Origin of the sequence: Acetivibrio straminisolvens JCM 21531 (genome assembly GCF_000521465.1) — a bacterium.
Lineage (GTDB): Bacteria > Bacillota > Clostridia > Acetivibrionales > Acetivibrionaceae > Hungateiclostridium > Hungateiclostridium straminisolvens.
In genome coordinates, this window is the sequence record NZ_BAVR01000028.1 from 20,744 (window position 1) to 46,305 (window position 25,562).

Below are 25,562 nucleotides of genomic sequence, written 5' to 3' on the forward strand. Positions count from 1 at the left end.
ATGTATTGATTTATACACTGTTTTCCAAAAAAAGTGACGGCAGGGGGAAAGTTTTATGGAACAGGGAATGGTAATGGAATTGGCACAGAAGGCAATTATGACAGTTTTATATGTATCTGCGCCAATGCTCGGGCTTAGCTTGATTGTAGGACTTGCAATAAGTATTTTTCAGGCCACGACCCAGATTCAGGAGCAGACCCTTACCTTTATACCTAAAATACTGGCAGTCCTTGGAGCAATAGCTATTTTTGGTCCATGGATGCTGAGAGTGCTGATTGAATTTACCCAGACGATTTACATGAACATAAATCACTACATTAGATAAACTTAAGTTCATAATAAATTGGAGGACAATAAATTGTTTGCTCTAGAAGGAGTTTTGCATGTTGATATAGAAGTATTTATGTTAATATTCGTTAGAATGACAGGTCTGTTTGTAATAGCTCCCATTTTTGGGACAAGGAACATACCGGCGTATTTGAAAATCGGTTTTTCATTCATGCTGGCATTAATACTTGTAAACACCATTAAGGTTCAGGAGCTTTATTTTAGCAATATTTATGAATATTTTGTTCTTGTTTTGAAAGAGTTCGTGGTGGGAATTACCTTAGGTTATGTATCGTATCTGGTTTTTACAGCTATTTATGTTGCAGGACAGTTTATAGACATGCAAATTGGCTTTGGGGTGGTAAATGTTATTGACCCGGTAAGCAGTACACAGGTATCTATTACGTCAACTTTTTATTTCCTAATGTGCATGCTTGTTTTTCTGATGTGCAGAGGTCATCATATATTAATTAGAGCACTGTTTGCCAGTTACAATTATATACCTGTAGGAGCCGGCGTATTTGGAGAGGATATTGTAAACGACATAATAAGAGTTTTTGGAAACATATTTCTGATAGCTTTCAAAATCAGTGCGCCCATTACCGTATCAATTATGATAAGTGAGGTGGCACTGGGAATTATATCAAAGACGGTACCGCAGCTTAATGTATTTATGGTAGGAATGCCGCTTAAGATTATTTTAGGATTGGCTGTGATGGTTATAACGATACCGATGTTTGTACATCTTGTTGAAAGCCTTATAATGGGCATAGACAATGAAATGCACATTTTTCTTAAGGATATGGCACCAAAATGAATCTAAAGTGTTTTCTAATGGAGATATTATCAAATTTAATGGAAAATAAGGACAGCAAAAGCCATCAAAAAAGTACTGTAAGAATAAAGGCAAACTTACAGCTTTTTGCGGACAATGGCGACAAGACTGAAAAGGCCACTCCAAGAAAGAGGTCAAAGGCAAGAGAAGAAGGACAGGTACTTCAGAGCAGGGAGCTGAATTCGGCAATAGTTCTTTTGAGTGCCTTTGTAACATTAAGGATTTTTGGACAGCGTATATATGAAGAGATTTTAAAGTGCTTAAAAGTGGCTATAACTCTCTATCCGACAAAGGATGGCTTGTTTACAATTGATGGCTTGATGGATGTTTACAGTGAGACATTGATTACTTATTTGATAATAGCAGCTCCGGTTCTTGTGGTGGTGCTGGTTGCAGGTGTTGTATCCGCATACGCCCAGGTAGGATTTTTATTTACTACCAAGACACTGGGGATAAAGTTCAGCAGGATTGATCCCTTAAAAGGACTCAAGAGGATTTTCTCACCAAAATCCTTGGTAGAACTTTTAAAGTCGATTATAAAAATTGCAATAGTTGCTTATATAGGATATGTGTACATCAAGGGTGAAGCGATAAATGTATTGAGCATGATGGATGTGGATGTAGTCAGCACAGCAGCATTTCTCGGTTCTACAATCACAAATGCGGCAATAAGAATGTGTATTGCTCTGGTTGTAATAGGAGTTGCCGACTATGGGTACCAGTGGTGGGAATACGAGAAGAGTCTTAGAATGTCAAAACAGGAAATTAAGGAAGAGAATAAAGAGGTGGAAGGAAATCCTGAAATCAAGTCAAAAATAAGGCAAAAGCAAAGACAGATGTCAATGAGGAGAATGCTCCAGGATATCCCGAAAGCCGACGTGGTTATAACAAACCCGACGCATTATGCGGTAGCAATTAAATACGACCCAGAGAAAGCTGATGCTCCCATTGTTGTGGCAAAGGGGCAGGATTATATAGCATTAAGAATTAAGGAAATTGCAAAAGAGAATAAAGTGGAAATTGTAGAAAACAAACCTCTAGCAAGAACACTTTACAATACTGTCGAAATAGGCGGCAAAATACCTCCGGAGCTGTACCAGGCAGTAGCCGAGGTTCTTGCCTTTGTATATAGTTTGAAGGAAAAAATTAATAAATAACATCTATTGGTAACTAACGTTGCACATAAGGGGTGAAATGTTGTGAAGGCTAAACTTGGAGATATTTCTGTAGCGGTTATGTTTGTTGCTGTTGTACTGGTAATCATCTTGCCTGTTCCCAGCGGAATTTTAGACGTTCTTCTTGCACTTAATATATCGTTGGCAATTGTTATTCTCCTTAATGTTGTTTACTCAAAAGAGCCGCTTCAACTATCGGTATTTCCATCCTTACTGCTTTTTACCACACTATACCGCATGGCATTAAACATCAAGTCGACAACATTGATACTTTCACAGGGAGAGGCAGGCAGGTTATTCAAGGATTCGGAGACTTTGTTGCCCAGGGAAACCTTGTGGTAGGTGCCGTAATCTTTCTTATCATTACCATTGTTCAGTTCCTTGTCATAACAAAGGGTACCGAGAGAGTTTCTGAAGTTGCTGCAAGATTTACCTTGATGCAATGCCGGGTAAGCAGATGGCAATAGATGCCGACTTGAACGCTGGACTTATAAGTGAGGCGGAAGCCCGGGAGAGAAGAAAAAAGATTCAGAGAGAATCCGATTTCTATGGAGCGATGGACGGTGCTACCAAGTTTGTAAAGGGAGATGCCATTGCAGGCCTTATAATAACCATCATAAACATTGTGGGCGGAATAATTATCGGAGTTGTAATGAGAAATGAAGAAATAGGTACGGCCCTGCAAAGTTATGCAATACTTACCATAGGTGACGGACTGGTTAGCCAGGTACCTGCACTGCTTATATCGGTAGCAACCGGACTTATAGTTACCAAATCCACTTCTGACGACGGCATAACTAACGATTTGAAAAAACAGATAATTTACAATCCCAAAGTATTCTTTATTTCGGCAGGCTTCTGCGTATTGCTGTCAATACCTTTGGCAACACTGCCTTTTTTGGCACTGGCAGCTTTATTTATGATAATAGGATTGCAGCTTAGAAAGCACAGTGTCGAAGTTGAAAAGCAGGAAGAAATACAGATTGAGCAAAATGAGGTTGAGGAAATCAGAAAACCTGAGAATGTGGTGAATTTGCTTCAGGTTGATCCTATAGAGCTGGAGTTTGGTTACGGTATCATACCTCTGGCAGATGTAAACCAAGGCGGAGACCTTTTGGACAGAGTTGTTATGATTAGAAGGCAGCTTGCCTTGGAACTGGGAATGATAGTTCCTATAATAAGGCTTAGAGACAATATACAGCTAAGTCCCAATGAATATATAATAAAAATAAAAGGAGTTGAGGTATCCGGCGGCGAATTAATGCTTGACCACTATCTTGCAATGAGTCCGGGCTTTGTGGAAGAGGAGATAGACGGAATTAAGACGACAGAACCGGCATTTGGCTACCTGCAGTGTGGATAACCGAAGCTCAAAGGGATAAGGCTGAGATGCTTGGATACACTGTAGTTGATCCGCCGTCAATAATAGCAACTCATTTGACTGAAGTAATTAAAGCCCATGCCCATGAACTTACAGGAAGACAGGAAATTCAGACAATTATCGACAAGGTGAAAGAAAACTATCCTGCTATAGTAGAAGAGCTTGTTCCAAAGGTAATGACAATCGGAGAAATTCAGAAGGTAATTGCAAATTTATTAAAAGAAGGTGTATCGGTAAGGGATATTGTAACAATACTGGAAACACTTGCAGATTATGCGCCAACCACTCATGACACCGATATGCTGACCGAATATGTAAGACAAGCTCTTGGAAGGGCAATTTCGAAAAAGTTATCAAAGATAAAAAGTCTACGGTTATAACTTTAGATCCAAAGCTTGAACAGATAATAATGGATTCTGTTCAAAAAACGGAGCAAGGTTCTTATCTTACTTTGGAACCGGGTATGATAAATTCAATTTTAAACAATCTGTCAAGACAAGTTCAGAAATTGGTGCAGTTGGGCCAGCAACCCATAGTTCTTGCATCACCCTTTGTAAGACTGTATTTTAGAAGATTGTCGGAACAGTCTATACCAGGATTGATAGTGTTATCATACAATGAGCTTGACCCAGGGGTCGAGGTTCAGTCAATAGGGACGGTGAGCGTATAAAATGAAAATAAGACGGTATATTGGGAAAGATACCCATGAAGCTCTATTAAAAGTGAAAATGGATCTCGGTAATGATGCAGTGATATTGAATACCAGAAAGATACGGCAGAAGGGTCTTTTGAAAATATTTCAAAGCCTTTGGTTGAGGTTCTGGCTTCCGTGGATGACAATTATGGAGCAAGTGCCAAAAGGACGGCTTATGAAAGTAGGGGAAGAAACGAAAGAGGTTATGATTCCCCAGGAAACAATAATTTGCATTATAATGAGAGTCCAAAAAGTAAATTGGACGAAAAAGAGGAAAAAATCCATCTGTTAGAGAATAAAATAATTGGTATTGAAGAGACACTTAATAAAATTTATGAGCAAATCCAACATCCTACTAATAAACTGAGTGCTGCTGCAAATGATACAAACGGGCAGTCGCAGTCTAAGGTTCTTGACCTGTTTTACAACAATCTGGTGAAAAATGAAGTGGATATGGAGATAGTAAAACAGCTTATTGGCGTTGTACGGGGAAAGATAAAGGAAAATGTAAGTGTAAATGAAACTGCATCGATACTCTATAACCTGATTTCGGAAATGATTGGCAAACCTTCAGCCATAAAACTTAGGGATGACGGCAAACCGACAGTGATAATGCTTGTGGGACCTACCGGTGTGGGAAAAACCACAACTTTAGCAAAGATTGCTGCAAACTATTCATTAAATCAAAATAAAAATGTTGGTTTGATTACTGCCGACACATATCGTATTGCGGCGGTGGAACAGCTTAAGACTTACGCAGAGATACTGGGAATGCCTCTTAAAGTTATATATTCGGTTAATGAAATTCAAGAAGCCATAAACGAATACAGCGATAAAGATTTGATACTTATCGATACTGCAGGAAGAAGTTACAAAAACAAAGATCATTTTGATGAGCTAAAGACGTTGGTAAAGGCAACCCGTGCCGATGAAATCTTCCTTGTGTTAAGTACCACAACAGGTATGAGAAACTGCAGAGAAATCCTGGAACACTATAGCTTTTTGGAAAACTACAAACTTATATTCACAAAACTGGATGAAAGTACATCTTTTGGCTCATACTAAATTCAAGACGCCTGACCAATAGGGATTTATCGTTTGTTACAACCGGACAAAGTGTACCGGATGATATTGAGCTTGCAAATGTTGACATGATAACAAAAAATCTGTTAGGGAGCATTTCATAGATGATGGATCAAGCAGAAAAACTCAGACAAATTATAGATAACTTAAAATTGAGAAATGCTGTAGATTCAAACAATCCCTTGGGCGTCAGGGACAAAGCCGCTAAAGTCATTACTGTAACCAGTGGAAAAGGCGGTGTAGGCAAGACCAATATCACAGTAAATCTAGCCATAGCTTTAAGTGAGCTTGGCAGGCGAGTAACAATTTTAGATGCGGATTTTGGTTTGGCAAATATCGATATCCTTTTAGGAATTGTGCCCAAATATACACTGGTGGATGTTTTGTATGACAAGAAAAATATACTTGAGGTTTTGACAGACGGGCCTAAAAATATAAAGTTTATGTCCGGCGGTTCGGGTGTGGAAGACCTGGTAAAGCTTGATGGCCCGCAGATTGAGAAGTTTGTCAACAATATATCCCTTTTAGACAAACTATCGGACGTTATACTGATTGACACGGGAGCAGGGCTGTCAGAGAGTGTGATGAGTTTGTGATGGCGGCCGACGAGGTATTTCTTGTAACTACTCCCGAACCTACTTCCATTACTGATGCTTATGCGCTCATAAAGATGATATCGAACAGGGAAAATAATAAGATAATAAAAGTTGTTGTCAACAGAGCGGAAAATGCAAATGAAGCAAGAGACATACTAAACAGACTTTCGATGGTGGCAGAAAAATTTCTTGCAATGAAGCTTTATCCGCTGGGATTTGTTCCCCAGGATGAATCGGTAATAAAGGCAGTGAAAATGCAGCAGCCGTTTTCTTTGAGCTTCCCTAAAAGTGATGCCACAAAGCAGATTAAGGAAATTTCAAGAAGACTGATAGAAGGAAGTGCAGATATATCAAATCGGCAGGAAAGTGGAATAAGAAGCTTTGTGAGAAGACTTGTAAACCTTATGAATACTTAATTAGCAGTCTGTATCAGGAGTACTTGTACGGAGGTAGAATATGAGGTTTAACGAATTGGGCGTAGGGCTTAAGCTTGAATTAAAACTTAACAGTTTGGATGAAAAAAGAGGCAATTCTGTCTTTGTTAGCGAATTTGAATGGGCTGAAAACGACAAGATAATATACATTGCAGCTCCGATAAAGAACGGTAGAATCTATCCCGTCATCGTTGGTGAAAGTGTAGATATGGTATTTATAAAAAACGACAACCTTTATGAAGTTAAAGGAGAGGTTATCGGCAGAGAAGTTAGACATAATATAAGTCTTCTGAGAGTTGAAATAACATCGGAGATACGAAAGATACAAAGACGGGAGTTTTTCAGGTTTGATTGTTCAATCCCTGTAGGTTACAGAATAGCAGGACAGAAAGAAATCGACGGTTCTAAAAAAAGATTTACAAAATCTTATACCAGAGATTTAAGCGGAGGCGGAGTTTGTATCCGGCTCAAGGAAAGAATTGAGACCGGAGAGTTGCTGGAATGCGAACTGTCACTCAATGATTTTAATAAGGTAAACTTTTTGGAAGAGTAGTCCGGCTGACAGAGTATGAATACAAAATGATGTTTATAAATACGAAATAGGAGTCTTGTTTGAAGATATTGAGAAAAAAGACCGAGAAAGAATTATAAGCTATATATTTCAAGAACAAAGAAGACTTATAAAAAAGGGTTGATATTGCATTATGATTTGGAATTTGAAGCAAAAAATTACGGTTTTAGTGGTTGATGATTCGGCATTCATGAGAAAAGTAATATCGGATATTCTAAACAGTGATGAGGAAATCAAAGTTATCGATACTGCAAAAAATGGTCTTGAAGCCATTGAAAAGGCGCAGAAGTTAAAACCTGATGTTATCACTCTGGACTTGAAAATGCCGATTATGGATGGCCTTGAGTGTTTGAGAAAACTAAATGAAACTATGCGTATTCCGGTCATTATGCTGAGCAGTATTACAAAAGAGGGTGCTGAGGCAACTATTCAGGCTCTCGCGGAAGGAGCAATGGACTTTGTTGCAAAGCCTGAAAATATTTTTGATATGAAAGAGGAAAGAATAAAGAATGAGATAATTGAAAAAGTGAAAATTGCCAAAAACTATAAATGCCTTCAGTGCGACAAAAAGAAAACAGGAAATGTAATAAAAGTCGATACAACCAAAAGCAAAATTCAAAATCTTGTGGTTATCGGTACTTCTACCGGCGGACCGAGGGCGCTTCAGGATGTTTTGCCGCTGTTCCCGGCAAATGTAGATGCTGCTTTTTTAATAGTGCAGCATATGCCCGGAGGATTTACAAAGTCCTTGGCGGAGCGGCTGGACTCAATAAGCAATGTGAAGGTAAAAGAGGCTGAGGATAATGAGATTTTGGAAAACTCTCATGTATACATTGCCCCCGGAGACTTCCATATGCTTCTTGAAAAGAAAGGCAATGATTTGTTTAAAATAAAACTTTCAAAGGATCCTCCGTTAGGAGGCCACAGACCCTCAGTTGATGTAATGATGGAGTCGGTATCCGATACAGGATTTAAAAACATTGTCGCCGTGATAATGACGGGAATGGGACGAGACGGAAGTGAAGGCATCAGAAAGCTGAAGAGTGTGAACAAGGCACATATAATTGCACAGGATGAAAGCTCATGCGTTGTATTTGGGATGCCAAGGGTCGCAATTAGCACAGGAGCAGTAGATGTAGTTGTACCGCTGAAAGAAATAGCGAATGAGATTATGAAAATAGTGGGGGTGCATGAATAATGGACATGAGTCAATACCTCGAGATTTTTATTGACGAAACAAAAGAGCACTTGCAAAGTTTGAACCAATCGTTGCTTCAATTAGAACAGAATCCGGAAGATACATCGGTCTTGAATGAAATATTCAGGGTAGCTCATACGCTAAAGGGCATGTCCGGTACAATGGGATTTACTAAAATGGCAAAGCTGACCCACGATATGGAGAATGTTTTGCAGGCATTAAGAAACAATCAAATAAAAGCAACTTCAAAACTTGTGGATTTGCTGTTTAAGTGTCTCGATGCTCTTGAAAACTACACCGACAATATTGTAAACAGCGGAAGCGAGGGCAGTAACGAATATAATGAAATCATTAAGGAGTTGAATGATACTATTCAAATGAAATCCTCCGAGGAGACGGCTTCATCCGGCAAAAAAACTGCAGATTCTTCGGAACCTTTGAAAGAACAGAATCAGCATCCAACTTCAGGCATTAAACTTAATCAGTATGAACAGAATGTTGCAAACAAGGCAATAGAGATGAATATGAATGTCTTCAAGATTACAGTTGTGCTGAATAAAGGCTGTGTTTTGAAGTCGGCCAGGGCATTTATTATATTCCAGACGCTAGAAAAATATGGCGAAATTATTAAGTCCGAGCCGAAAGTTGAAGACATTGAAGACGAAAAATTTGACTTTGAGTTTACAGTGGTGTGCGTATCGAAAGAAAGCGCAGAAGTGTTTCAAAGGGACATTAACGGAATTGCCGAGGTTGATGAAGTAATAATAGTTCCGGTGGAAACTGCAGAAATAAAGAATTCTGCGGCTCAAAACGAGAGCGATTCCAATGAGGCTGATACTCAAACAGAAGGGGAAGAGGCTCAGGCACAGGAAGAGAAAAGCGAATCTAATACTGTATCTCAAGCCCATAAGACAAAAACCGGCAAAACCGTCAGGGTTGACATTGACAGGCTTGATGTATTGATGAATCTGGTTAGTGAGCTTATTATCATTAAAACCAGACTTGCCGGTCTTAATGGAAGTGAGAATACTCAAACCTATAATGAAACAATTGAATACTTAGAGCGCATAACAACAAGTCTTAATGATGCAGTAATGAAGGTTAGAATGGTGCCTGTTGAGATGGTATTCAACCGGTTCCCGAGAATGATAAGGGATACTGCGAGGGAGCTTGGGAAAGAGATTCAACTCAATATGTCGGGTGTGGAGACTGAACTTGACAGAACGGTTATTGACGAGATAGGAGATCCCCTTATTCATTTGCTTAGGAACTCGGCGGACCACGGAATCGAATCGAAGGAGAAAAGGCTCGAGATGGGTAAGTCTGCTGTTGGTCATATAAATTTGCGGGCTTATCAGGATGGAGACAATGTTGTAATTGAAGTTGAGGATGACGGACAGGGTATAAATGTTGAGAAGGTAAAAAATAAGGCCATAGAAAGAGGTCTTGTAAAGAAAGAAATTGCCAATACTTTGTCGCAGAAGGATATTATTGACTTTTTGTTTAAGCCGTCCTTCAGTACATCGGATAGCATTACAAATATATCCGGAAGAGGGGTAGGGCTTGATGTGGTAAAGACCAAGATAGAACAGCTTGGAGGCGTTGTTGAGGTTGAAACGGAGGCGGGAAAAGGAAGCAAGTTTATAATAAGACTTCCACTTACTCTTGCAATAATACAGGCGCTATTGGTTATGGTCGGAAACGAAAAATATGCAATACCTCTAAGCAGTACCAAGGAAATAATCAAAATAACTCCTGAACAGATAAAAATGGTTCAAAAGCAGGAAGTGTTCTTGCTAAGGAACACAGTTGTGCCGATTGTAAGGCTTGACAAAATCCTGGAGGTTCCTGAGGTTGAAAGAACAAAGAAAGACATGACAGTGGTTATTGTAAAAAAAGGAGAAAAGCTTTCCGGTTTTCTGGTAGACTCGCTGATAGGACAACAGGAAATAGTTATAAAATCACTGGGCAAACTTCTTTCAGGTGTTAAATGGATTGCCGGTGCCACCATCCTTGGAGACGGAAATGTAGCACTGATACTGGATGTTAACTTACTAGCCGTATAGAAGGGAGTTGAAGGAAATGGAGCAAAGAGCTAACTCAGAAAGCAAGCAATATGTTGTCTTCAAGCTGGGAAAGGAAGACTACGGACTGGACATTCAAAAAGTTACAACTATTGAAAGAATGATGCCGGCTGCAAGGGTACCGAAAACTCCTGAATATATAAAGGGTGTAATAAACCTAAGAGGAGAAATAATTCCTGTAATGGACTTAAGAAAAAAATTCGGATTGCCTCCGGTTGAAGAAACCGATGAGACTAGGATTATTATCTTGAAGTTTGACGATATCACCTTTGGAATAATTGTGGATGAGGTCGATGAAGTGCTGAATTTGACAGAGGAGTCCATTGAGAATGTATCCAGCTTTGCCAATGATTTGTCAATGGATTATATATATGGTGTGGGCAAGGTGGATGACAGGATTGTCACTCTATTGAATCTTGAAAAGCTTACGGATATTGGTGAAGAAGATGAACAAGGAGATTTTGAGTAATGAGTGTAAATTTTGATAATCTTGACAAAATTCAAATTGATGTCTTGAGGGAAATGGGAAATATTGGCTCCGGAAATGCTGCTACTGCTTTGGCAAAAATCCTTAATAAAAGAGTTAATATGGATGTACCTCAAGTAAGAGTTCTTCAATTTCAAGAAGTGAGTGATATTCTTGGCGGGGCAGAAATTCCGGTGGTTGGCTTACTTTTAAGTGTTACTGGCGACATAAGTGGCAGTATAATGTTCATTCTGGAAGATAAGGCTGCTTGTGTTTTGATTAATATCTTAATGGGAAAACCTTTAGACGAAGTTGTTAACTTTGATGAGATTCAGGTTTCAGCATTAAAAGAAATAGGCAATATTCTTGCAGGCTCATACCTGTCGGCACTATCTACGCTGACCAATCTTATCATTTTGCCGTCAGTACCTGAACTTGCAATTGATATGGCAGGGGCAATAATAAGTGTTCCCGCAATTGAATTTGGAAAAATTGGAGATTCGGTTTTGTTTATTGAAACAGAATTCAATGAAGGCAGTACAAAAGTTGTGGGAAACTTTTTCTGGTTCCTGATATTGATTCTTATGAAGTACTATTAAAAGCTTTAGGAGTCGCTGATTGATGGAAAATATTATAAAAGTTGGGATGGCTGATTTAAAAGCATCGCATCATCCTGCGATATTAACAACTCTGGGGCTCGGATCATGTGTGGGTATAGCGCTTTTTGACAGGACTACGAAAGTAGTGGGACTGGCCCATGCCATGCTTCCCGACAGCACGCAAGTAAAAAATAAAACTAATGCCGCAAAGTTTGTTGATACTGCTATCGACCTCCTTGTGGAAGAAATGCTGAATCTTGGAGCGGTAAAGAAGAAAATTGTAGCAAAATTGGCCGGAGGAGCGCAAATGTTTGTTTTTACTCAAGGAGCGGAATTAATGCGCATTGGCCATAGAAATGTAGAAGCGGCAAGGAAGAAGTTGGAGAGCCTCAACATTCCCATAATATCTGAGGATACCGGAGGTAATTACGGTCGCACTGTTGAGCTTGACTCGGACAGCGGTATGCTATTGATTAGAACCATAGGATATGGAATTAAACAAATATGAGAGAGGATTGACAAATGGACTATATCAGCAAAATGCCGTTTATTATGGGTGCTTCTGCATCGATTGTAGTGGGAATAATAAGTTATGGAAATGGCTTTGACTTAAAGGCAATATGTGTCAGAATGACGGCCGGTATGATTCTCTTTTTCGCTATCGGTGTGTTCTTGAGGAGATTTGTAACCAATATTTATGAAGAAGTAAAGGAAAAGAATGAACAGGAAGTTCAAAATACAGCCGAACATACAAACATGGGCAAAAAGGAACATGACAAAAGTCATGGGATTGATTATAGAGTAGGAGGCGAATCCGGTGACTGGAATAATGAAAAAGTTGAAAGCGATCAACTTTATGACGAGGAATTTACGCCTCTTGAAGTAAGCCGTGTCACTATTAAAGATAATAAGCAATAAGTTTCAAAATTTTATTATATATATAAATAAAATAAATGGGTAATGGGGGATTAATATGTCATCCGCAAGCAATAAACAACTGGAATTATGGAGACAGTACACCGATACTAAGAACCCTGCTATTAAGGAACAGCTCATTATTGAGTATTCGAACATTGTCAAATATATTGCAGGGAGACTGAGTATATACTTCGGTTCTAATGTTGAATATGATGATTTGATTGGATATGGAATATTTGGCCTGATTGATGCTATTGAGAAGTTTGACATCAATAAGGGAGTCAAGTTTGAAACCTATGCATCATTAAGGATCAGGGGCTCAATTATTGACAGTATAAGGGAGCTGGATTGGGTGCCAAGTCCTTAAGACAGAAGAATAAAGAACTGGAAAAGGTTTATGCCGAAGTGGAGAATGAACTTGGACGTTCTGCTTCAGATAAAGAAGTGGCGGACAAACTTGGAATAAGTGTTGACGAATTGAACAAGCTTTTGAGTGAAGTAAATCTTTCTTCGATGATATCTTTAGAGGAATTTTTGGAGCAAAACTATGAGATAGGTGTTACAACTGCTCCGGAGAGCAGGGAAGAAAAACCCGAAGGCTATATTGAAATGGCAGAGCTTAGAGAAATACTAGTGGATGCTATAGGTAAGCTCCCTGAAAAAGAAAAGATGGTGGTTTCTTTGTATTATTTTGAAGATTTGACATTGAAAGAAATTAGTGCGATAATGAAAGTATCGGAGTCACGAATTTCTCAATTGCATACAAAGGCAATTCTGCGTCTTAGAGGTAAACTTGCACGTCACAAAAGTATTTTAAGCGATTAACAAAAGATAATAATCGATAAAGGGGGGAAACCGGTATGCCAGACAGTAGGAATGGTTCATCCTATGATAGTGTGAATAACGGCTTTTTTGAAATCCAGTATAAAGAAAATGGCGTATATCTTACAGTGCATTCTCCGGTAGGTAAGGGAAAAGCGGTTGAAGTAAACGATGTAATAAGCAGGCTTGCGCAAAAAAAGATCAGCTATGATAAAGAAATGGTCGAGTATGCCGTTCAAAAGGCGGTAAATACCCCTGTGAAGATTGGTGAACCTCAGGAGGAGTTAGTACTTGATGCTTCAATAAATGTTAACATTTCTGCAGACAAGATGAAAGCAACAATGGTGATAAAACCTCCTGACGGCGGGAGAATGCTGACCAAAGAAGAGATAATGGAGATTTTGAAAAACAACGGAGTACGGTACGGAATAAACGAGTCAACCCTTGAGAGTGTTTCAAAATATCCAGTATATAATGAGATAATATTAATTGCCGAGGGTACACCTCCCACAAACGGTCAGAATGGGAAAGTGGAGTTTCATTTTGACTTGAACAAAGAAAGAAAGCCTACTGTTCTTGAAGATGGAAGAGTAGACTTCAGAGAATTAAACCTTATTGAAAGTGTAAGAAAAGGACAGGTTCTGTGTTCGCTGATTCCTCCGCTTCCGGGTGCACCGGGTAGAACGGTGGAAGATACTGAGGTACCGGCCTTAAATGGAAAACCTGCTGTGCTTCCCAAAGGAAAAAATGTTGAAATAACTGAAGACGGGCAAAATCTAATTGCCGGCATAGACGGACAGGTTAATTATACGGACGGAAAGGTAAATGTTTTTGCCAATTATGAAGTTCCTGCAGATGTTGACAACTCTACCGGAAATATAAGTTTTGTGGGCAATGTTATCATAAGAGGAAATGTTTTATCCGGTTTTATTGTTGAAGCCGGAGGCAGTGTTGAGGTAATGGGTGTGGTAGAGGCTGCAGTTATAAAAGCCGATGGTGACATTATTCTAAGAAGGGGAATGCAGGGGCTTGGAAAAGGCTTATTAAAAAGCGGCGGCGATATAATTGCAAAATATATAGAAAACAGTATTATTGAAGCAAAAGGTGATATAAAGGCCGAAGCGATAATGCACAGCAACGTGAAATGCGGAAACAAACTGGAGCTTTCCGGAAAAAGGCCTTTTGATAGGCGGAAAATGCAAGGTGGGAAAAGAAATATCTGCAAAGGTTATTGGCTCGTATCTTGCTACTCACACCGATGTTGAAGTGGGTGTTGATCCTCAAATCAAAGAACATTACAAAGAGCTTCGGGATGAAATTCGTAAAATTGAAGAGGATCTGGTTAAAACGGATCAGGCTATAACAATACTGAAAAAGCTTGAAGCTACGGGAAAAATGTCCCCGGAAAAACAAGAGTTAATGGCCAAAAGCGTTAGGACAAAGATTTATTATTCAAACAGGCTTAATCAATTAAAAGAGGAATTGGTGATAACGGAGCAAAAACTCCAGAGGGAAGCTGACGGTAAAGTCAGGGTATTTGATCATATATATCCGGGAACAAAGGTTACAATAGGGACAAGCATGATGTATGTCAAGGAGGACCTTCAATACTGTACATTATATAGGGACGGAGCCGATATAAGAGTAGGACCTATTGATAAATAAAAAAGTGTATGGAAGTGATGCCGGATGTCTATTAAACCCATTGATTTTCAAGTGATGATTCCAAAGACAGCCGAGATATCAAAAATTCAAAATGATCAGCAGCAGAAAAACATTGTTGTTAATGAGCAGCAAACTAATACAATGCGGCAAAAAACTGAGGAAAACGTTAATATTGTTCATTCAAGGGAAAATGCTGAAAAAGTGAGAGTCGACAGTGAACAGGAAAAGAAGAAGGATGAAAAAAAGCAGAAAAAAACCCAAACAGAGCCAGGTACGGAACTAAAGGAGAAAAAGAATTGGAAGAACAAACAAGCATAATAGACATAAGGTTGTAAATTTAGTCTCAAGCAAAAGATAAAGGAGTGATGAGATGACGGGTTTTTATGTAAGCATGATGTTTATAGGGATTTTATTGATACTTATATCTTTGGCTTTGATTCTCTACGACAAAAAGAAATCGATTGACGATGAGAAAAGAATTGATGAAAAAAGGCAAGAACTTGCAAAGATTATTACAGATGCAGACCTTATGGTTGAAGAGCTAAACAAGTTTTCCGATTATGTCATCTCTCAGGTGGAGCAAAAGAACAAAGAAACACTGGACCTCATAAAAGACGCCGAAGAGAGGTTGGAAAAGTTAACTAAAGAGTGTACCAATGTTTCAATGGACTCAGGAAAAGAGAGATTTGATTTCAATACTGAGGATTCCTTTGCGGAGAGCAAATCTGATCTTGTCGTTGACAGTATTGAGAGTATAAAGTTTGAAGAAACACCTGTAAGTGCCGCCAAACCTTATCAAATTAAATTGCAGGGCATAACCGATGATAAAGTTATACCTATAAACAGCAAGCATAAAGAGGTTTTGGCATTGGCTCAAAAAGGTCTTAATGAAACTGAGATAGCAAAGAAGCTAAGTATCGGTAAGGGTGAGATACAACTTATCCTTGGTGTAAACAAATAAAAGCAGTTCATTCTTACTTGCGGGGGATTATATGAGAAAGTTTCACATTAAAAATATACTATTGGGTATCGGAATAGGCGTGGTGCTGACAGCACTGACAGGTATTATTTATTCCGCCGGAATGGAACCTCAAATGAGCAAAGAGGAAATAATGGCAAGGGCTAGACAGTATGGTATGGTTTCAAGCAGCGAAATGATTAAGGAAGATGAGCAAAAGGAGTCTGAGACCGCTAATACTGAAGGTGTGCAGGCTGGACCGGCTGAAGATTCGGAGAATACAGAAGGTGTTGATGTAGAGTCAACTGCAGCTCCGGAGGGTACTGAAAATATTATGGCTGAGTCAACAGCAGTTCCGGGGAATATTGAAGGTGCCGGGGCAACTGCAGCTTCTGGAAATACGGAAAACATACAGGCTGAGTCAACAGCAGCACTGGAGAACACTGTAAAAAAGCAAGTTCAAGTAGCCATAGCCCCGGGAGATAATCCGTATGTTATTTCCAAAAAGCTTGTTGAAAAGGGATTGATAGACGATGCCGATTCCTTTGTGAATGAAATTAGAGCCATGAATCTTCAGAGATTTATACAGGTTGGAGAATATACTATTGAGGAAGGAACGGATATCAAAACTATAATAAGAATAATTTGCAAAAGGAAAAAAATATAGGTTTTAATTATTCAAAGTTAATTATGAAAGGTAAGAAAAAAGAGAGCTTTACAAATTTAAGCTCTTTTTTATTTGAAGCAAAATTTAAAGGGTAAAAGTATTGTTTTTCGGCAATAATCAAGAAAGGGAAATATTTGTAACACCTTTGACTGGTGTGTTATTATGTATCAAACAATAAAGAGATGGTGAAAAGAGGGGGAGAAACTTGAGCCGAAAAATAATTATACTTGCGGTTTTATTACAATTTGTCTTGTTTTCGGGGTGTACATCTGCCGGAACTGTTTTAGGGCCGAAGAGGGAAGTAAATTCATACAGTGAAAAGACGGTAGAAGCCGAAAAGCCTCTGGTTTTGGACATTGTCTGTGACTCAAGCAACATTGAGGTTTATACCTGGGATAAGAATGAAGTAAAGTTTGAAATGACTAAAAGGGTGAGAGGAGCTGAAGCGGAAGAGGTTTTAGCTCAAAAACTCGATAGTTTCAACGTTGATATAGATAAAAACGAAAGTAATATTGTTTTCAAAGCGGAGTACAAAGGTAAAGACAAAAATCCTATAGATAAAAGCATTGATTTAAAAATATATATTCCAAAAGCAGAAAATACCCTCAATTTAAAACTCGATATAGGCAATATAAAATTTTACGATGATATCAAGGGAGTTTTAAACGCCGATATAAATATGGCCAATATGGAGATTAACAGGTTTGTCGGGGTAGTAAACATTAAAGGGGATGTGGGAAACGTAAAAATATCAAGCGGCAGGATATCCGGTAAGTCCGGTATAATAAAGAATATTGGAAGTATAAGCGTAAAGGCGGAGCTTGAAAAAGGAGGAGATTATACTTTTAAAACCGGAACCGGAAATATCGATTTGATGCTTCCAAAAGAGTCGGAAGTTTCTTTTGAAAGCGTTGGGGAACTGGAAGTAAATGAATTTAGTGATTTCAGTTATCCTACAAAAGCAAAGGTGGAAACTTCCATGGGCAAGATTGCAATTACCGGATATTAGAAAAAGTTTTATATATCCATGATATTTATGGTATACTTTTGTTATGAATTGAAATACGTTACATAAAATTGACGGTTATTGACGAAATAACAGCAGGGGGATAATTATGAGAACTTTTATAGCGGTTGATTTTAATATGGAGTTGAAGAAAGAAATATTGAAGCTTCAGAGTAATCTTAAAGAATTGGCTTCTGCCGGCAGATGGAAATATATTGACAATTTTCATCTTACTTTAAAGTTTCTTGGCGAAATAGAGAAATCCAAAGTGCAGGGCATCAAGGATGGGCTTGAAGAGGTATGCGGCAATATTCAAAAGTTTTGCCTTAATATCGACGGACTGAGTTTTTTTCCGGGGAATAACTGCATTAGGGTCTTGTGGTTAAAGCTTGCAGGCGATCTTGAAAGCCTTCACAAGCTCCAGTCGGAAATAGACATAAAGCTTGAGAAACTGGGATTTGAAAGGGAGAAAAGGCGTTATGTACCTCATGTAACCATAGCACAGGATGTGAGGTTTAATACCGATTTTGAAGAAATCAAAGGGCTTGTTAAAAACTACCGGTTTGCCCCAATTGAAGTCAGAAGTGTAAATCTGTTTAAAAGTGAACAGATAGGCAATAAGAGGGTTTACACCCCAATAACGGAGCATAAGCTTGTTTAGCGGACAGGGCTATTCTTTAATGCTTTTTTACTAAAAAAGGAGAATTAAAATGAATAAAAAGTATATAATTTGGGTGGCGGCGATTGCTTTTTTGATGGGAGTATCGGGTCTTAGCGCATGCAATCACCGTTCTGCCGAAAATGACAGCATTGCTGTAATAAATGAGAAAGATAATGAAAAAAAGGATTTAAATGAGGATAAAGTGAAGGATGATGCAAATGACAGTGTAAGTGGCACTGTCTATAATACTTTTTTGCCCACAGCAACTCCTGTGCAGGAATTAAAAATTGTTGCGGTAGGAGATATTCTTTTGGGGCGAGGCGTGGGCATGAGACTTAAAAACGGCAATAAAGACTATACATATCCTTTTCTTGAGGTCAGGGACATCCTAAAAAAAGGGGATGTGATTTTTTGCAATCTGGAGGAGCCCATTACTTCAAGTACTCATTCTCTTACAGGCATAAAAGAAGGCGGTAAATATGTTCTTAAAAATGATGTTGAATCAATAGAAGGGCTTAAATATGCCGGATTTAATTTGATGAATCTTGCAAACAACCACATACTTGATTATTATGAACGGGGTTTGTTTGACACAATGGAGATTTTAGATAAAAACGGCATTAAATATGCCGGAGCAGGAAAAAATCTCGAGGAAGCAAGGAAGCCTGCAATAATGGAAGCAAAGGGTATGAAAGTGGGAATGCTGGCTTATACCGATATGGCTGAGGTTGTATACAAGGGAAATCCGAACTACAAGTTTGCAGCCGGAGAGGACAAGCCGGGAGTGGCACCGAGGCCTTTAAAGTTTGATGATTCCATTAAGAAGGATATAGAACAAGTGCGGGACAAGGTTGATATTTTAATCGTTTCACTTCACTGGGGAGTAGAGGAAAGTTTTGAAGTCCTGCCCGAACAGAGAGAGTTTGCCCACAGTCTTTTGGATAACGGCGTAGATGTAATAATAGGACACCATCCCCATCAGTTCCAAGGTATAGAAATCTATAACGGCAAACCTATTTTCTACAGTCTGGGGAATTTTATTTTTGACCAGAACGATCCGGAAAACCAGGAGTCTTTTATTGTCATGCTGGATTACGAAGGCACAAAACCGGTTGGAATAGAGGCGATACCGGTGAGAACAGTTGGGAAAACCCAGGTAGTTCCTCAAAAAGGAAGCGAAGCAAAGTCTATTTTGGAGAGGGAAAAGAATTTGTGCAGCAAGCTTGATACAAACTGCCTTATCAAGGATGACAAGTTGTATTTTGAATTAGAAAATAAAAAATAGCAATTTTCAACAACATTATAGCATTGTATATATCAATTTTTATGGTATTATTGGATAGTAGAAAAAATTAATTATCCAAGTGTTTGCCATTACACTTTTTTTGATGTACAATATTTTGATGTACAATATATTGAAGGAAAAAATACGTTTGTGAGCCGTATAAAAGTGAATCGAAAATGATTTTATAAATTTTATAAGGTATTTCAGAGTATTTTTTATTTTGGATATTGTTCAATTATATTGGGTAAATATATAGTGACATTTTGATTTGAAAGGTGATGAGAAGGATGGATGCATGGCGCGGATTTGATAGAGGCAATTGGTGCCAGGAAATTGATGTACGTGATTTTATAATAAAAAATTATACTCCTTATGAAGGCGATGACAGCTTTCTTGCCGGTCCTACGGAGAAAACCCGGAAGCTCTGGGAGAAAGTTTCTGAGTTGTTAAAGAAAGAACGGGAGAACGGCGGGGTATTGGATGTGGATACCCGTACTATTTCAACAATTACATCTCATAAACCGGGCTATATAGACAGAGAGCTTGAAGTTGTTGTGGGGCTTCAGACGGATGAACCTTTGAAAAGAGCAATAATGCCTTTTGGCGGTATACGCATGGTTGTCAAGGGAGCTGAGGCTTATGGCCATAAAGTTGACCCTGATGTCGTTGAAACATTTACAAAACACAGAAAAACCCACAATCAGGGTGTCTATGATGTATACACTCAGGAAATGAGAAAAGCAAAAAAAGCGGGAATTATCACCGGCCTTCCCGATGCATACGGCAGAGGAAGAATAATCGGCGATTACAGAAGAGTTGCCCTTTATGGCGTTGACAGGCTGATTGCCGAAAAAGAGAATGAATTGACGAACCTTGAGCTGGATTATATTGATTATGAGACAGTTCGTGACAGGGAAGAAATCAGCGAGCAGATTAAGGCATTAAAACAGCTTAAGGAAATGGCTTTAAGCTATGGTTTTGACATATCAGTCCCCGCAAAGGATGCCAGAGAAGCCGTTCAATGGTTGTATTTTGCATACCTTGCAGCAGTTAAGGAACAGAATGGCGCTGCAATGAGTATTGGAAGAATTTCTACTTTCCTTGACATATACATCGAGAGAGACCTGAAAGAGGGAAAAATTACGGAGGAATTAGCTCAGGAACTGGTTGACCAGCTCGTTATAAAGCTGAGACTGGTGAGATTTCTGAGAACTCCCGAGTATGAAAAGCTCTTTAGCGGAGACCCCACATGGGTAACCGAAAGTATTGGAGGTATGGCGCTGGATGGAAGAACATTGGTTACCAAATCTTCCTTTAGGTTTTTGCATACGCTCTTCAACCTGGGGCATGCACCGGAGCCCAATCTTACTGTGCTTTGGTCTGTAAACCTGCCCGAAGGCTTTAAAAAGTACTGTGCAAAGGTATCAATCCATTCAAGTTCCATACAGTATGAAAGTGACGACATAATGAGGCATCACTGGGGAGACGATTATGGAATTGCCTGCTGCGTTTCTGCCATGAGAATCGGAAAGCAGATGCAGTTCTTCGGTGCCAGATGTAATCTTGCAAAGGCTCTTCTTTACGCTATTAACGGCGGAAAGGATGAAATGACTGGAGAACAGATTGCTCCGATGTTTGCACCGATAGAAACGGAATACCTTGAATATGAAGATGTTATGAAGAGATTCGACATGGCGCTTGACTGGGTGGCAAGACTCTATATGAATACCCTCAATATAATTCACTACATGCATGACAAATATGCATATGAGTCATTGCAGATGGCACTCCATGACAAGGATGTGTTCAGGACAATGGCATGCGGAGTAGCCGGATTGTCTGTGGTGGCGGACTCCCTTAGCGCAATAAAATATGCAAAGGTAAAGCCGATACGGGACGAAAGCAATCTGGTTGTAGATTATGAAGTTGAGGGTGATTATCCGAAATTCGGAAACAACGACGAGCGTGTTGATGAAATAGCTGTAAAAGTAGTAAAAATGTTTATGAATAAGCTTAGAAAGCAAAGAACATACAGAAAATCAATGCCAACGCTTTCCATACTCACAATAACTTCGAATGTGGTTTATGGAAAGAAGACCGGAAATACTCCTGACGGTAGAAAGATGGGTGAACCTTTGGCACCGGGTGCAAATCCTATGCATGGAAGGGATGTAAATGGTGCTCTGGCCGTATTGAGCAGTATTTCAAAGCTTCCTTATGAATATGCTCAAGACGGTATATCATATACATTCTCCATAATTCCGAAAGCTCTGGGAAGAGATGAGGAAATCAGGATAAACAACCTTAAATCGCTGCTTGACGGATATTTCAAGCAAGGCGGTCATCACATAAATGTAAATGTGTTTGAAAAAGAAACGCTGCTTGATGCTATGGAGCATCCGGAAAAGTATCCTCAGCTTACTATAAGGGTATCGGGATATGCGGTGAACTTTATAAAGCTTACTAGAGAGCAGCAACTAGATGTTATTAACAGAACAATTCACGGAAAAGTCTAATAGAAAGGACGGGGCAATGACATTAAAGGGTAGGATACACTCATTTGAATCTTTCGGAACAGTGGACGGGCCTGGCATAAGATTTGTGGTTTTTATGCAGGGTTGTCCCTTGAGGTGCATATATTGTCATAACAGAGATACCTGGGATGTAAATGCGGGGAGTGAATACACTCCCCAAGAAATAATCGACGAAATGAAAAAGTACATGGACTATATAAAGTTTTCAGGCGGCGGAATCACTGTTACCGGCGGCGAACCGGTTCTTCAGGCTGAATTTGTGACGGAGGTATTCAGACTGGCAAAAGAACTGGGCGTACATACGGCGTTGGATACCAATGGATATGCCGATATAGAGAAGGTTGAAGAGCTTATAAAGTACACCGATCTTGTGTTGCTGGATATAAAGCATGCCCGGGAGGATAAGCACAAGATAATTACCGGTGTATCCAACGAAAAAATCAAGCGGTTTGCGATGTATTTATCCGGCCAAGGGGTGCCTATCTGGATAAGATATGTCCTTGTTCCCGGGTATACCGATGATGAGAACGATCTAAAAATGGCATCTGCTTTTATAAGTAAGCTTAAGACTGTGGAAAAAATCGAAGTTCTTCCTTATCACAGCATGGGAGCGTATAAATGGGAAAAACTCGGTCAAAAGTATGAGCTTGAAGGATTAAAAGAACCGAGTGTAAAAGATGTGGAAAGAGCAAAACGAATTTTATCCGGCAAATAATAAAAGCTTTTAGCTTTTATTATTTGCTTTTTCTACGCCTATTTGTTTTGCCAAAGCCATGGGTTTTGGTTTTGAGTTTTTTTTAAATATTCTTTTATATTTGTTCTTTATATGAACGGTGTTATAAACCTTCAAGTCTAATTTGTCAAATATTGAGGCAAAAATCTTTGCAGTATATTCAGCATCATTTAGTGCCCGGTGAAGGTTTTCACCTATTTCAACTCCAATCAATGAAAGAGCGTTTTCGAGGCTGTATCTTTGCCCTGACGGCAAGTTGTAGATGGTTGAAAACTGCTTTTGGATGTCAATATTTCTTTTTAGCCAGTCAGTTCTTATCCTGTTGAATTTACAGTTTAATATCAGGTTGTGCACGTCGTCATGTCCCCAACTAATGAGAATGAAATCATCACCAATCCATCGGATGAATTGCTTTATGACATTTCTGAAACTATCGGCACTATTAATTTGATCCTGAGTGATTTTGGTTTTTTGCTTTACTACAGGAAAGAGTTTTTTAAAGTGTTTAGGCTTGATAAAGGAGCTAAAGACTCCTATCTCCTGCAGGTTTTCATTAAGTTTTATTGCCCCGATTTCAATAATTTCATTTGGAATACTGCTTTTAAAGGGCTTACTGTTAAGTTCCAGGTCATATACTATGTAATTCATACGCTTCTCTCTACTTTCTTTTCAGTTTTTAATTAGTTTGACAATAGGCATTTTATTTATGCTCAAAAAGAATCTTATTTATAATTTATTATGTTATAAAAAGTGGCGTTTTATAATATCAAAAGTAATGGTATTTTAAGCAATAAGCATTTTATGTCCATATTTAACTTTATCATATTATTAGGTAAAAAGGGAGATTATATATTTATAATATTTTTATTAATAACTTTGGAGTGATACAAATGAAAATAAAATTTGCAACAATAGTTTTGGCAATTCTTTTACTTACAGGCTGCAGTTCCAATATAAATTACAATGACAATAATAATGTTGAATTTACAAGGCTTTATCAGAATAATAATACTACTTATGATGGCTCGACGGATGAACTTAAAATACTGAGTGCCAATACAACAGTGAGATATGAAGAATATGCAAGTATCAGTATAATTGGGAAACCGGGGGAAACCTACAGTATAACATCAAAATATAAATGGGGCGGAGAAGATGTTACAGTCTTTGAAAAGAGGACTGCAAATAGAGACGGAGTTGCAACATGGGTATGGAAGGTACGGTCAAACACGACACCGGGAACTTATCCGATAGTAATAACCGGCGGAGAACAAAGGATTGAAACATCTTATACAGTTCAGCCGTAAACTTTAACAATATAAAAACTATTACACAAGTATAAATTGCTGTAATAGTTTTTATTGTTTTTAATATTTTAATCAGGCACAAATTCAAATTTAATGATTTATCTTTTAAGGGTTATTGGAATTGGGATTTTCTTTTTCATATTTATTGCAAAAGTATAATAATAGCTTTGTCATGATATAAAATAATATTAATACAGTAAATACTCCTGCCAGTCCTATTAAAGCTACATTGATACCTTTATAGAATGCTTCCCAATTTATTATCATTAATAATCAACTCCTTCTACATAAATAATGGCACCAGTGCAAGAATCATGCCGCCGGCAACTATTGAACCTAATTGTCCGGAAACATTTGCACTTATGGATTGAGCTATAATGAAGTTCGAAGGATCTTCTTTGGTAGCCATCTGCTGTATAACTCTAGCAGACATAGGAAATGCGGAAATTCCAGCAGCACCTATCATCGGGTTTATTTTCTTCTTTAAGAATAAATTCAAAATCTTAGCAAAAATTACTCCGCCGGCAGTGTCAAATATAAAAGCAACAAGTCCCAAACCAATAATCATTAATGTACGTCCGTTAAGGAATTGTTCTCCTACCATGGTTGAACCGATGGTAACACCCAAAAGGATGGTTACCAGATTTGCAAGCTCGTTTTGAGCGGATTTGGACAGTCTGTCCAGTACACCACATTCTCTAATAAGATTTCCGAACATTAAAAATCCTACAAGAGCTACGCTGGATGGAGCAATTAATCCGGCTAATAATGTAACGATTATCGGAAACAGAATTTTAACTGATTTCGGTACTTTTTCTTCAGTGTACTCCATACGAATAAGTCTTTCTTTTTTAGTAGTGAGAAGCTTAATGACCGGAGGTTGAATTATTGGAACCAGAGACATATAAGAGTAAGCAGCCACTGTTATGGGTCCGATAAGACCTGGAGCAAGCTGTTGAGCAACAACTATGGATGTTGGTCCGTCAGCAGCACCGATAATACCGATTGTAGCAGCTTCGGCTAAATCAAAACCCAATAAAGTCGCAACCAGCATTGTAGCAAAAATACCAAACTGTGCGGCGGCACCGAAGAACAGCATGAAAGGATTTTTTAGCAGCGGGCCGAAATCAATCATCGCACCTACCGCGACAAAAATCAATACAGGAAAAAGCTCTGTTTTTATTCCTGCGTCGTATAAGATGCTTAACACGCCATGTTCTCCTAAAGCGTTGGAAAAAGGTATGTTTGCTAGAATTGTGCCGAATCCGATAGGAAGTAAAAGTGTTGGTTCATATTCTTTGGCTATTGCAAGATAAATAAGTATGCCTGCAATGATAAACATTAAATAATTCTGCCAACCAAGACCAAGTATACCTTTAAGAAGCTCTTCCACGATAAGTCCTCCTTATTATAATTTTTGTTCCCATTACAGTATATTTATTTTATGTCCTCATTTCAAGTGTAATTTATTATAAAATTTTATGGCAGAGAAAAAGGTCAACATAAATCATTTTATCAAAAATATGAAATTTTTTTGATAAAAATTTGTTTTATGTATTTAAG

Annotated in this window: 21 protein-coding genes and 6 pseudogenes; 24 read left to right on the plus strand and 3 right to left on the minus strand. The window is 38.6% G+C overall.

Annotated elements, in window-relative coordinates; translation table 11 throughout:
* Positions 1-55: 55 nt before the first annotated feature.
* The 23 genes and pseudogenes from fliQ (at position 56) to pflA (ending at position 22,674) form a co-directional block, all read left to right on the plus strand.
* Entirely contained in the window at positions 56-325 is a 270-nt protein-coding gene (gene fliQ, locus JCM21531_RS08850; RefSeq protein WP_038289132.1) for a flagellar biosynthesis protein FliQ, read from the plus strand.
* Between the two features lie 33 nt (positions 326-358).
* Positions 359-1,144: a flagellar biosynthetic protein FliR gene (gene fliR / locus JCM21531_RS08855; protein WP_038289133.1), complete on the plus strand. Its 786-nt coding sequence runs from the start codon at positions 359-361 to the stop codon at positions 1,142-1,144.
* Positions 1,141-2,319, plus strand: coding sequence for a flagellar biosynthesis protein FlhB (flhB, locus tag JCM21531_RS08860; protein WP_038289135.1), 1,179 nt, complete (start codon positions 1,141-1,143; stop codon positions 2,317-2,319). Before fliR ends, flhB begins: the two co-directional genes overlap by 4 nt.
* 78 nt (positions 2,320-2,397) lie before the next feature.
* Positions 2,398-4,388, plus strand: a pseudogene (flhA, locus tag JCM21531_RS08865) (flagellar biosynthesis protein FlhA).
* Position 4,389: 1 nt separating this feature from the next.
* A pseudogene (gene flhF / locus JCM21531_RS08870) lies at positions 4,390-5,599 on the plus strand (flagellar biosynthesis GTPase FlhF).
* Positions 5,600-6,507 (plus strand): annotated as a pseudogene (locus tag JCM21531_RS24420) (MinD/ParA family protein).
* 40 nt (positions 6,508-6,547) lie between these two features.
* Positions 6,548-7,078 carry a flagellar brake protein gene (locus JCM21531_RS08880; protein WP_243467466.1) on the plus strand — a complete coding sequence of 177 codons (531 nt, stop codon included), beginning with the start codon at positions 6,548-6,550 and terminating at the stop codon, positions 7,076-7,078.
* A 151-nt stretch (positions 7,079-7,229) separates the two neighbouring features.
* Positions 7,230-8,294, plus strand: coding sequence for a protein-glutamate methylesterase/protein-glutamine glutaminase (locus tag JCM21531_RS08885; protein ID WP_038289136.1), 1,065 nt, complete (start codon positions 7,230-7,232; stop codon positions 8,292-8,294).
* Positions 8,294-10,360 (plus strand): chemotaxis protein CheA, encoded by a 2,067-nt coding sequence (locus tag JCM21531_RS08890; RefSeq protein WP_038289137.1) that lies wholly within the window; start codon positions 8,294-8,296, stop codon positions 10,358-10,360. The genes JCM21531_RS08885 and JCM21531_RS08890 overlap by 1 nt, the downstream gene beginning before the upstream one ends.
* Before the next feature lie 16 nt (positions 10,361-10,376).
* The gene (locus JCM21531_RS08895) at positions 10,377-10,847 is read left to right on the plus strand and encodes a chemotaxis protein CheW (RefSeq protein WP_038289138.1); all 471 of its coding nucleotides are present in this window, start codon (positions 10,377-10,379) and stop codon (positions 10,845-10,847) included.
* Positions 10,847-11,466, plus strand: a pseudogene (locus tag JCM21531_RS08900) (chemotaxis protein CheC). Before JCM21531_RS08895 ends, JCM21531_RS08900 begins: the two are co-directional and overlap by 1 nt.
* On the plus strand, positions 11,466-11,951 hold the full coding sequence (locus tag JCM21531_RS08905; protein ID WP_038289140.1) for a chemotaxis protein CheD: 486 nt from the start codon (positions 11,466-11,468) through the stop codon (positions 11,949-11,951). Before JCM21531_RS08900 ends, JCM21531_RS08905 begins: the two are co-directional and overlap by 1 nt.
* A gap of 14 nt (positions 11,952-11,965) precedes the next feature.
* Positions 11,966-12,361 (plus strand): hypothetical protein, encoded by a 396-nt coding sequence (locus JCM21531_RS08910; RefSeq protein WP_038289142.1) that lies wholly within the window; start codon positions 11,966-11,968, stop codon positions 12,359-12,361.
* A gap of 55 nt (positions 12,362-12,416) precedes the next feature.
* Positions 12,417-13,186, plus strand: a pseudogene (locus JCM21531_RS08915) (FliA/WhiG family RNA polymerase sigma factor).
* A 35-nt stretch (positions 13,187-13,221) separates the two neighbouring features.
* Positions 13,222-14,848, plus strand: a pseudogene (locus JCM21531_RS08920) (flagellar assembly protein A).
* Between the two features lie 24 nt (positions 14,849-14,872).
* Positions 14,873-15,166: a hypothetical protein gene (locus JCM21531_RS08925; RefSeq protein WP_243467467.1), complete on the plus strand. Its 294-nt coding sequence runs from the start codon at positions 14,873-14,875 to the stop codon at positions 15,164-15,166.
* Between the two features lie 52 nt (positions 15,167-15,218).
* The gene (locus JCM21531_RS08930) at positions 15,219-15,809 is read left to right on the plus strand and encodes a DUF6115 domain-containing protein (RefSeq protein WP_038289143.1); all 591 of its coding nucleotides are present in this window, start codon (positions 15,219-15,221) and stop codon (positions 15,807-15,809) included.
* Between the two features lie 31 nt (positions 15,810-15,840).
* Complete coding sequence (locus JCM21531_RS08935) at positions 15,841-16,473, plus strand: aminodeoxychorismate lyase (protein WP_038289145.1); 633 nt, start codon at positions 15,841-15,843, stop codon at positions 16,471-16,473.
* 205 nt (positions 16,474-16,678) lie between these two features.
* On the plus strand, positions 16,679-17,482 hold the full coding sequence (locus JCM21531_RS08940) for a DUF4097 family beta strand repeat-containing protein (RefSeq protein WP_094184771.1): 804 nt from the start codon (positions 16,679-16,681) through the stop codon (positions 17,480-17,482).
* A gap of 106 nt (positions 17,483-17,588) precedes the next feature.
* Positions 17,589-18,140 carry an RNA 2',3'-cyclic phosphodiesterase gene (gene thpR / locus JCM21531_RS08945; protein WP_038289148.1) on the plus strand — a complete coding sequence of 184 codons (552 nt, stop codon included), beginning with the start codon at positions 17,589-17,591 and terminating at the stop codon, positions 18,138-18,140.
* Positions 18,141-18,189: 49 nt separating this feature from the next.
* Positions 18,190-19,425: a CapA family protein gene (locus JCM21531_RS08950; RefSeq protein ID WP_038289150.1), complete on the plus strand. Its 1,236-nt coding sequence runs from the start codon at positions 18,190-18,192 to the stop codon at positions 19,423-19,425.
* A gap of 287 nt (positions 19,426-19,712) precedes the next feature.
* Complete coding sequence (pflB, locus tag JCM21531_RS08955; protein WP_038289152.1) at positions 19,713-21,941, plus strand: formate C-acetyltransferase; 2,229 nt, start codon at positions 19,713-19,715, stop codon at positions 21,939-21,941.
* A gap of 16 nt (positions 21,942-21,957) precedes the next feature.
* Positions 21,958-22,674, plus strand: a complete 717-nt coding sequence (pflA, locus tag JCM21531_RS08960; RefSeq protein ID WP_038289166.1) for a pyruvate formate-lyase-activating protein — start codon at positions 21,958-21,960, stop codon at positions 22,672-22,674.
* 9 nt (positions 22,675-22,683) lie between these two features.
* Here pflA and JCM21531_RS08965 read toward each other — a convergent pair whose 3' ends face one another.
* Positions 22,684-23,340, minus strand: coding sequence for a 3'-5' exonuclease (locus JCM21531_RS08965; RefSeq protein WP_038289154.1), 657 nt, complete (start codon positions 23,338-23,340; stop codon positions 22,684-22,686).
* Between the two features lie 242 nt (positions 23,341-23,582).
* On the opposite strand from JCM21531_RS08965, the gene JCM21531_RS08970 reads away from it, so the two are divergent.
* On the plus strand, positions 23,583-23,999 hold the full coding sequence (locus JCM21531_RS08970) for a hypothetical protein (protein WP_038289156.1): 417 nt from the start codon (positions 23,583-23,585) through the stop codon (positions 23,997-23,999).
* Positions 24,000-24,104: 105 nt separating this feature from the next.
* Here JCM21531_RS08970 and JCM21531_RS23710 read toward each other — a convergent pair whose 3' ends face one another.
* Together JCM21531_RS23710 and JCM21531_RS08980 are read right to left on the minus strand one after the other, a co-directional pair.
* On the minus strand, positions 24,105-24,266 hold the full coding sequence (locus JCM21531_RS23710; protein WP_038289158.1) for an OadG family protein: 162 nt from the start codon (positions 24,264-24,266) through the stop codon (positions 24,105-24,107).
* Between the two features lie 16 nt (positions 24,267-24,282).
* On the minus strand, positions 24,283-25,392 hold the full coding sequence (locus tag JCM21531_RS08980) for a sodium ion-translocating decarboxylase subunit beta (RefSeq protein WP_038289160.1): 1,110 nt from the start codon (positions 25,390-25,392) through the stop codon (positions 24,283-24,285).
* Positions 25,393-25,562: the final 170 nt, after the last annotated feature.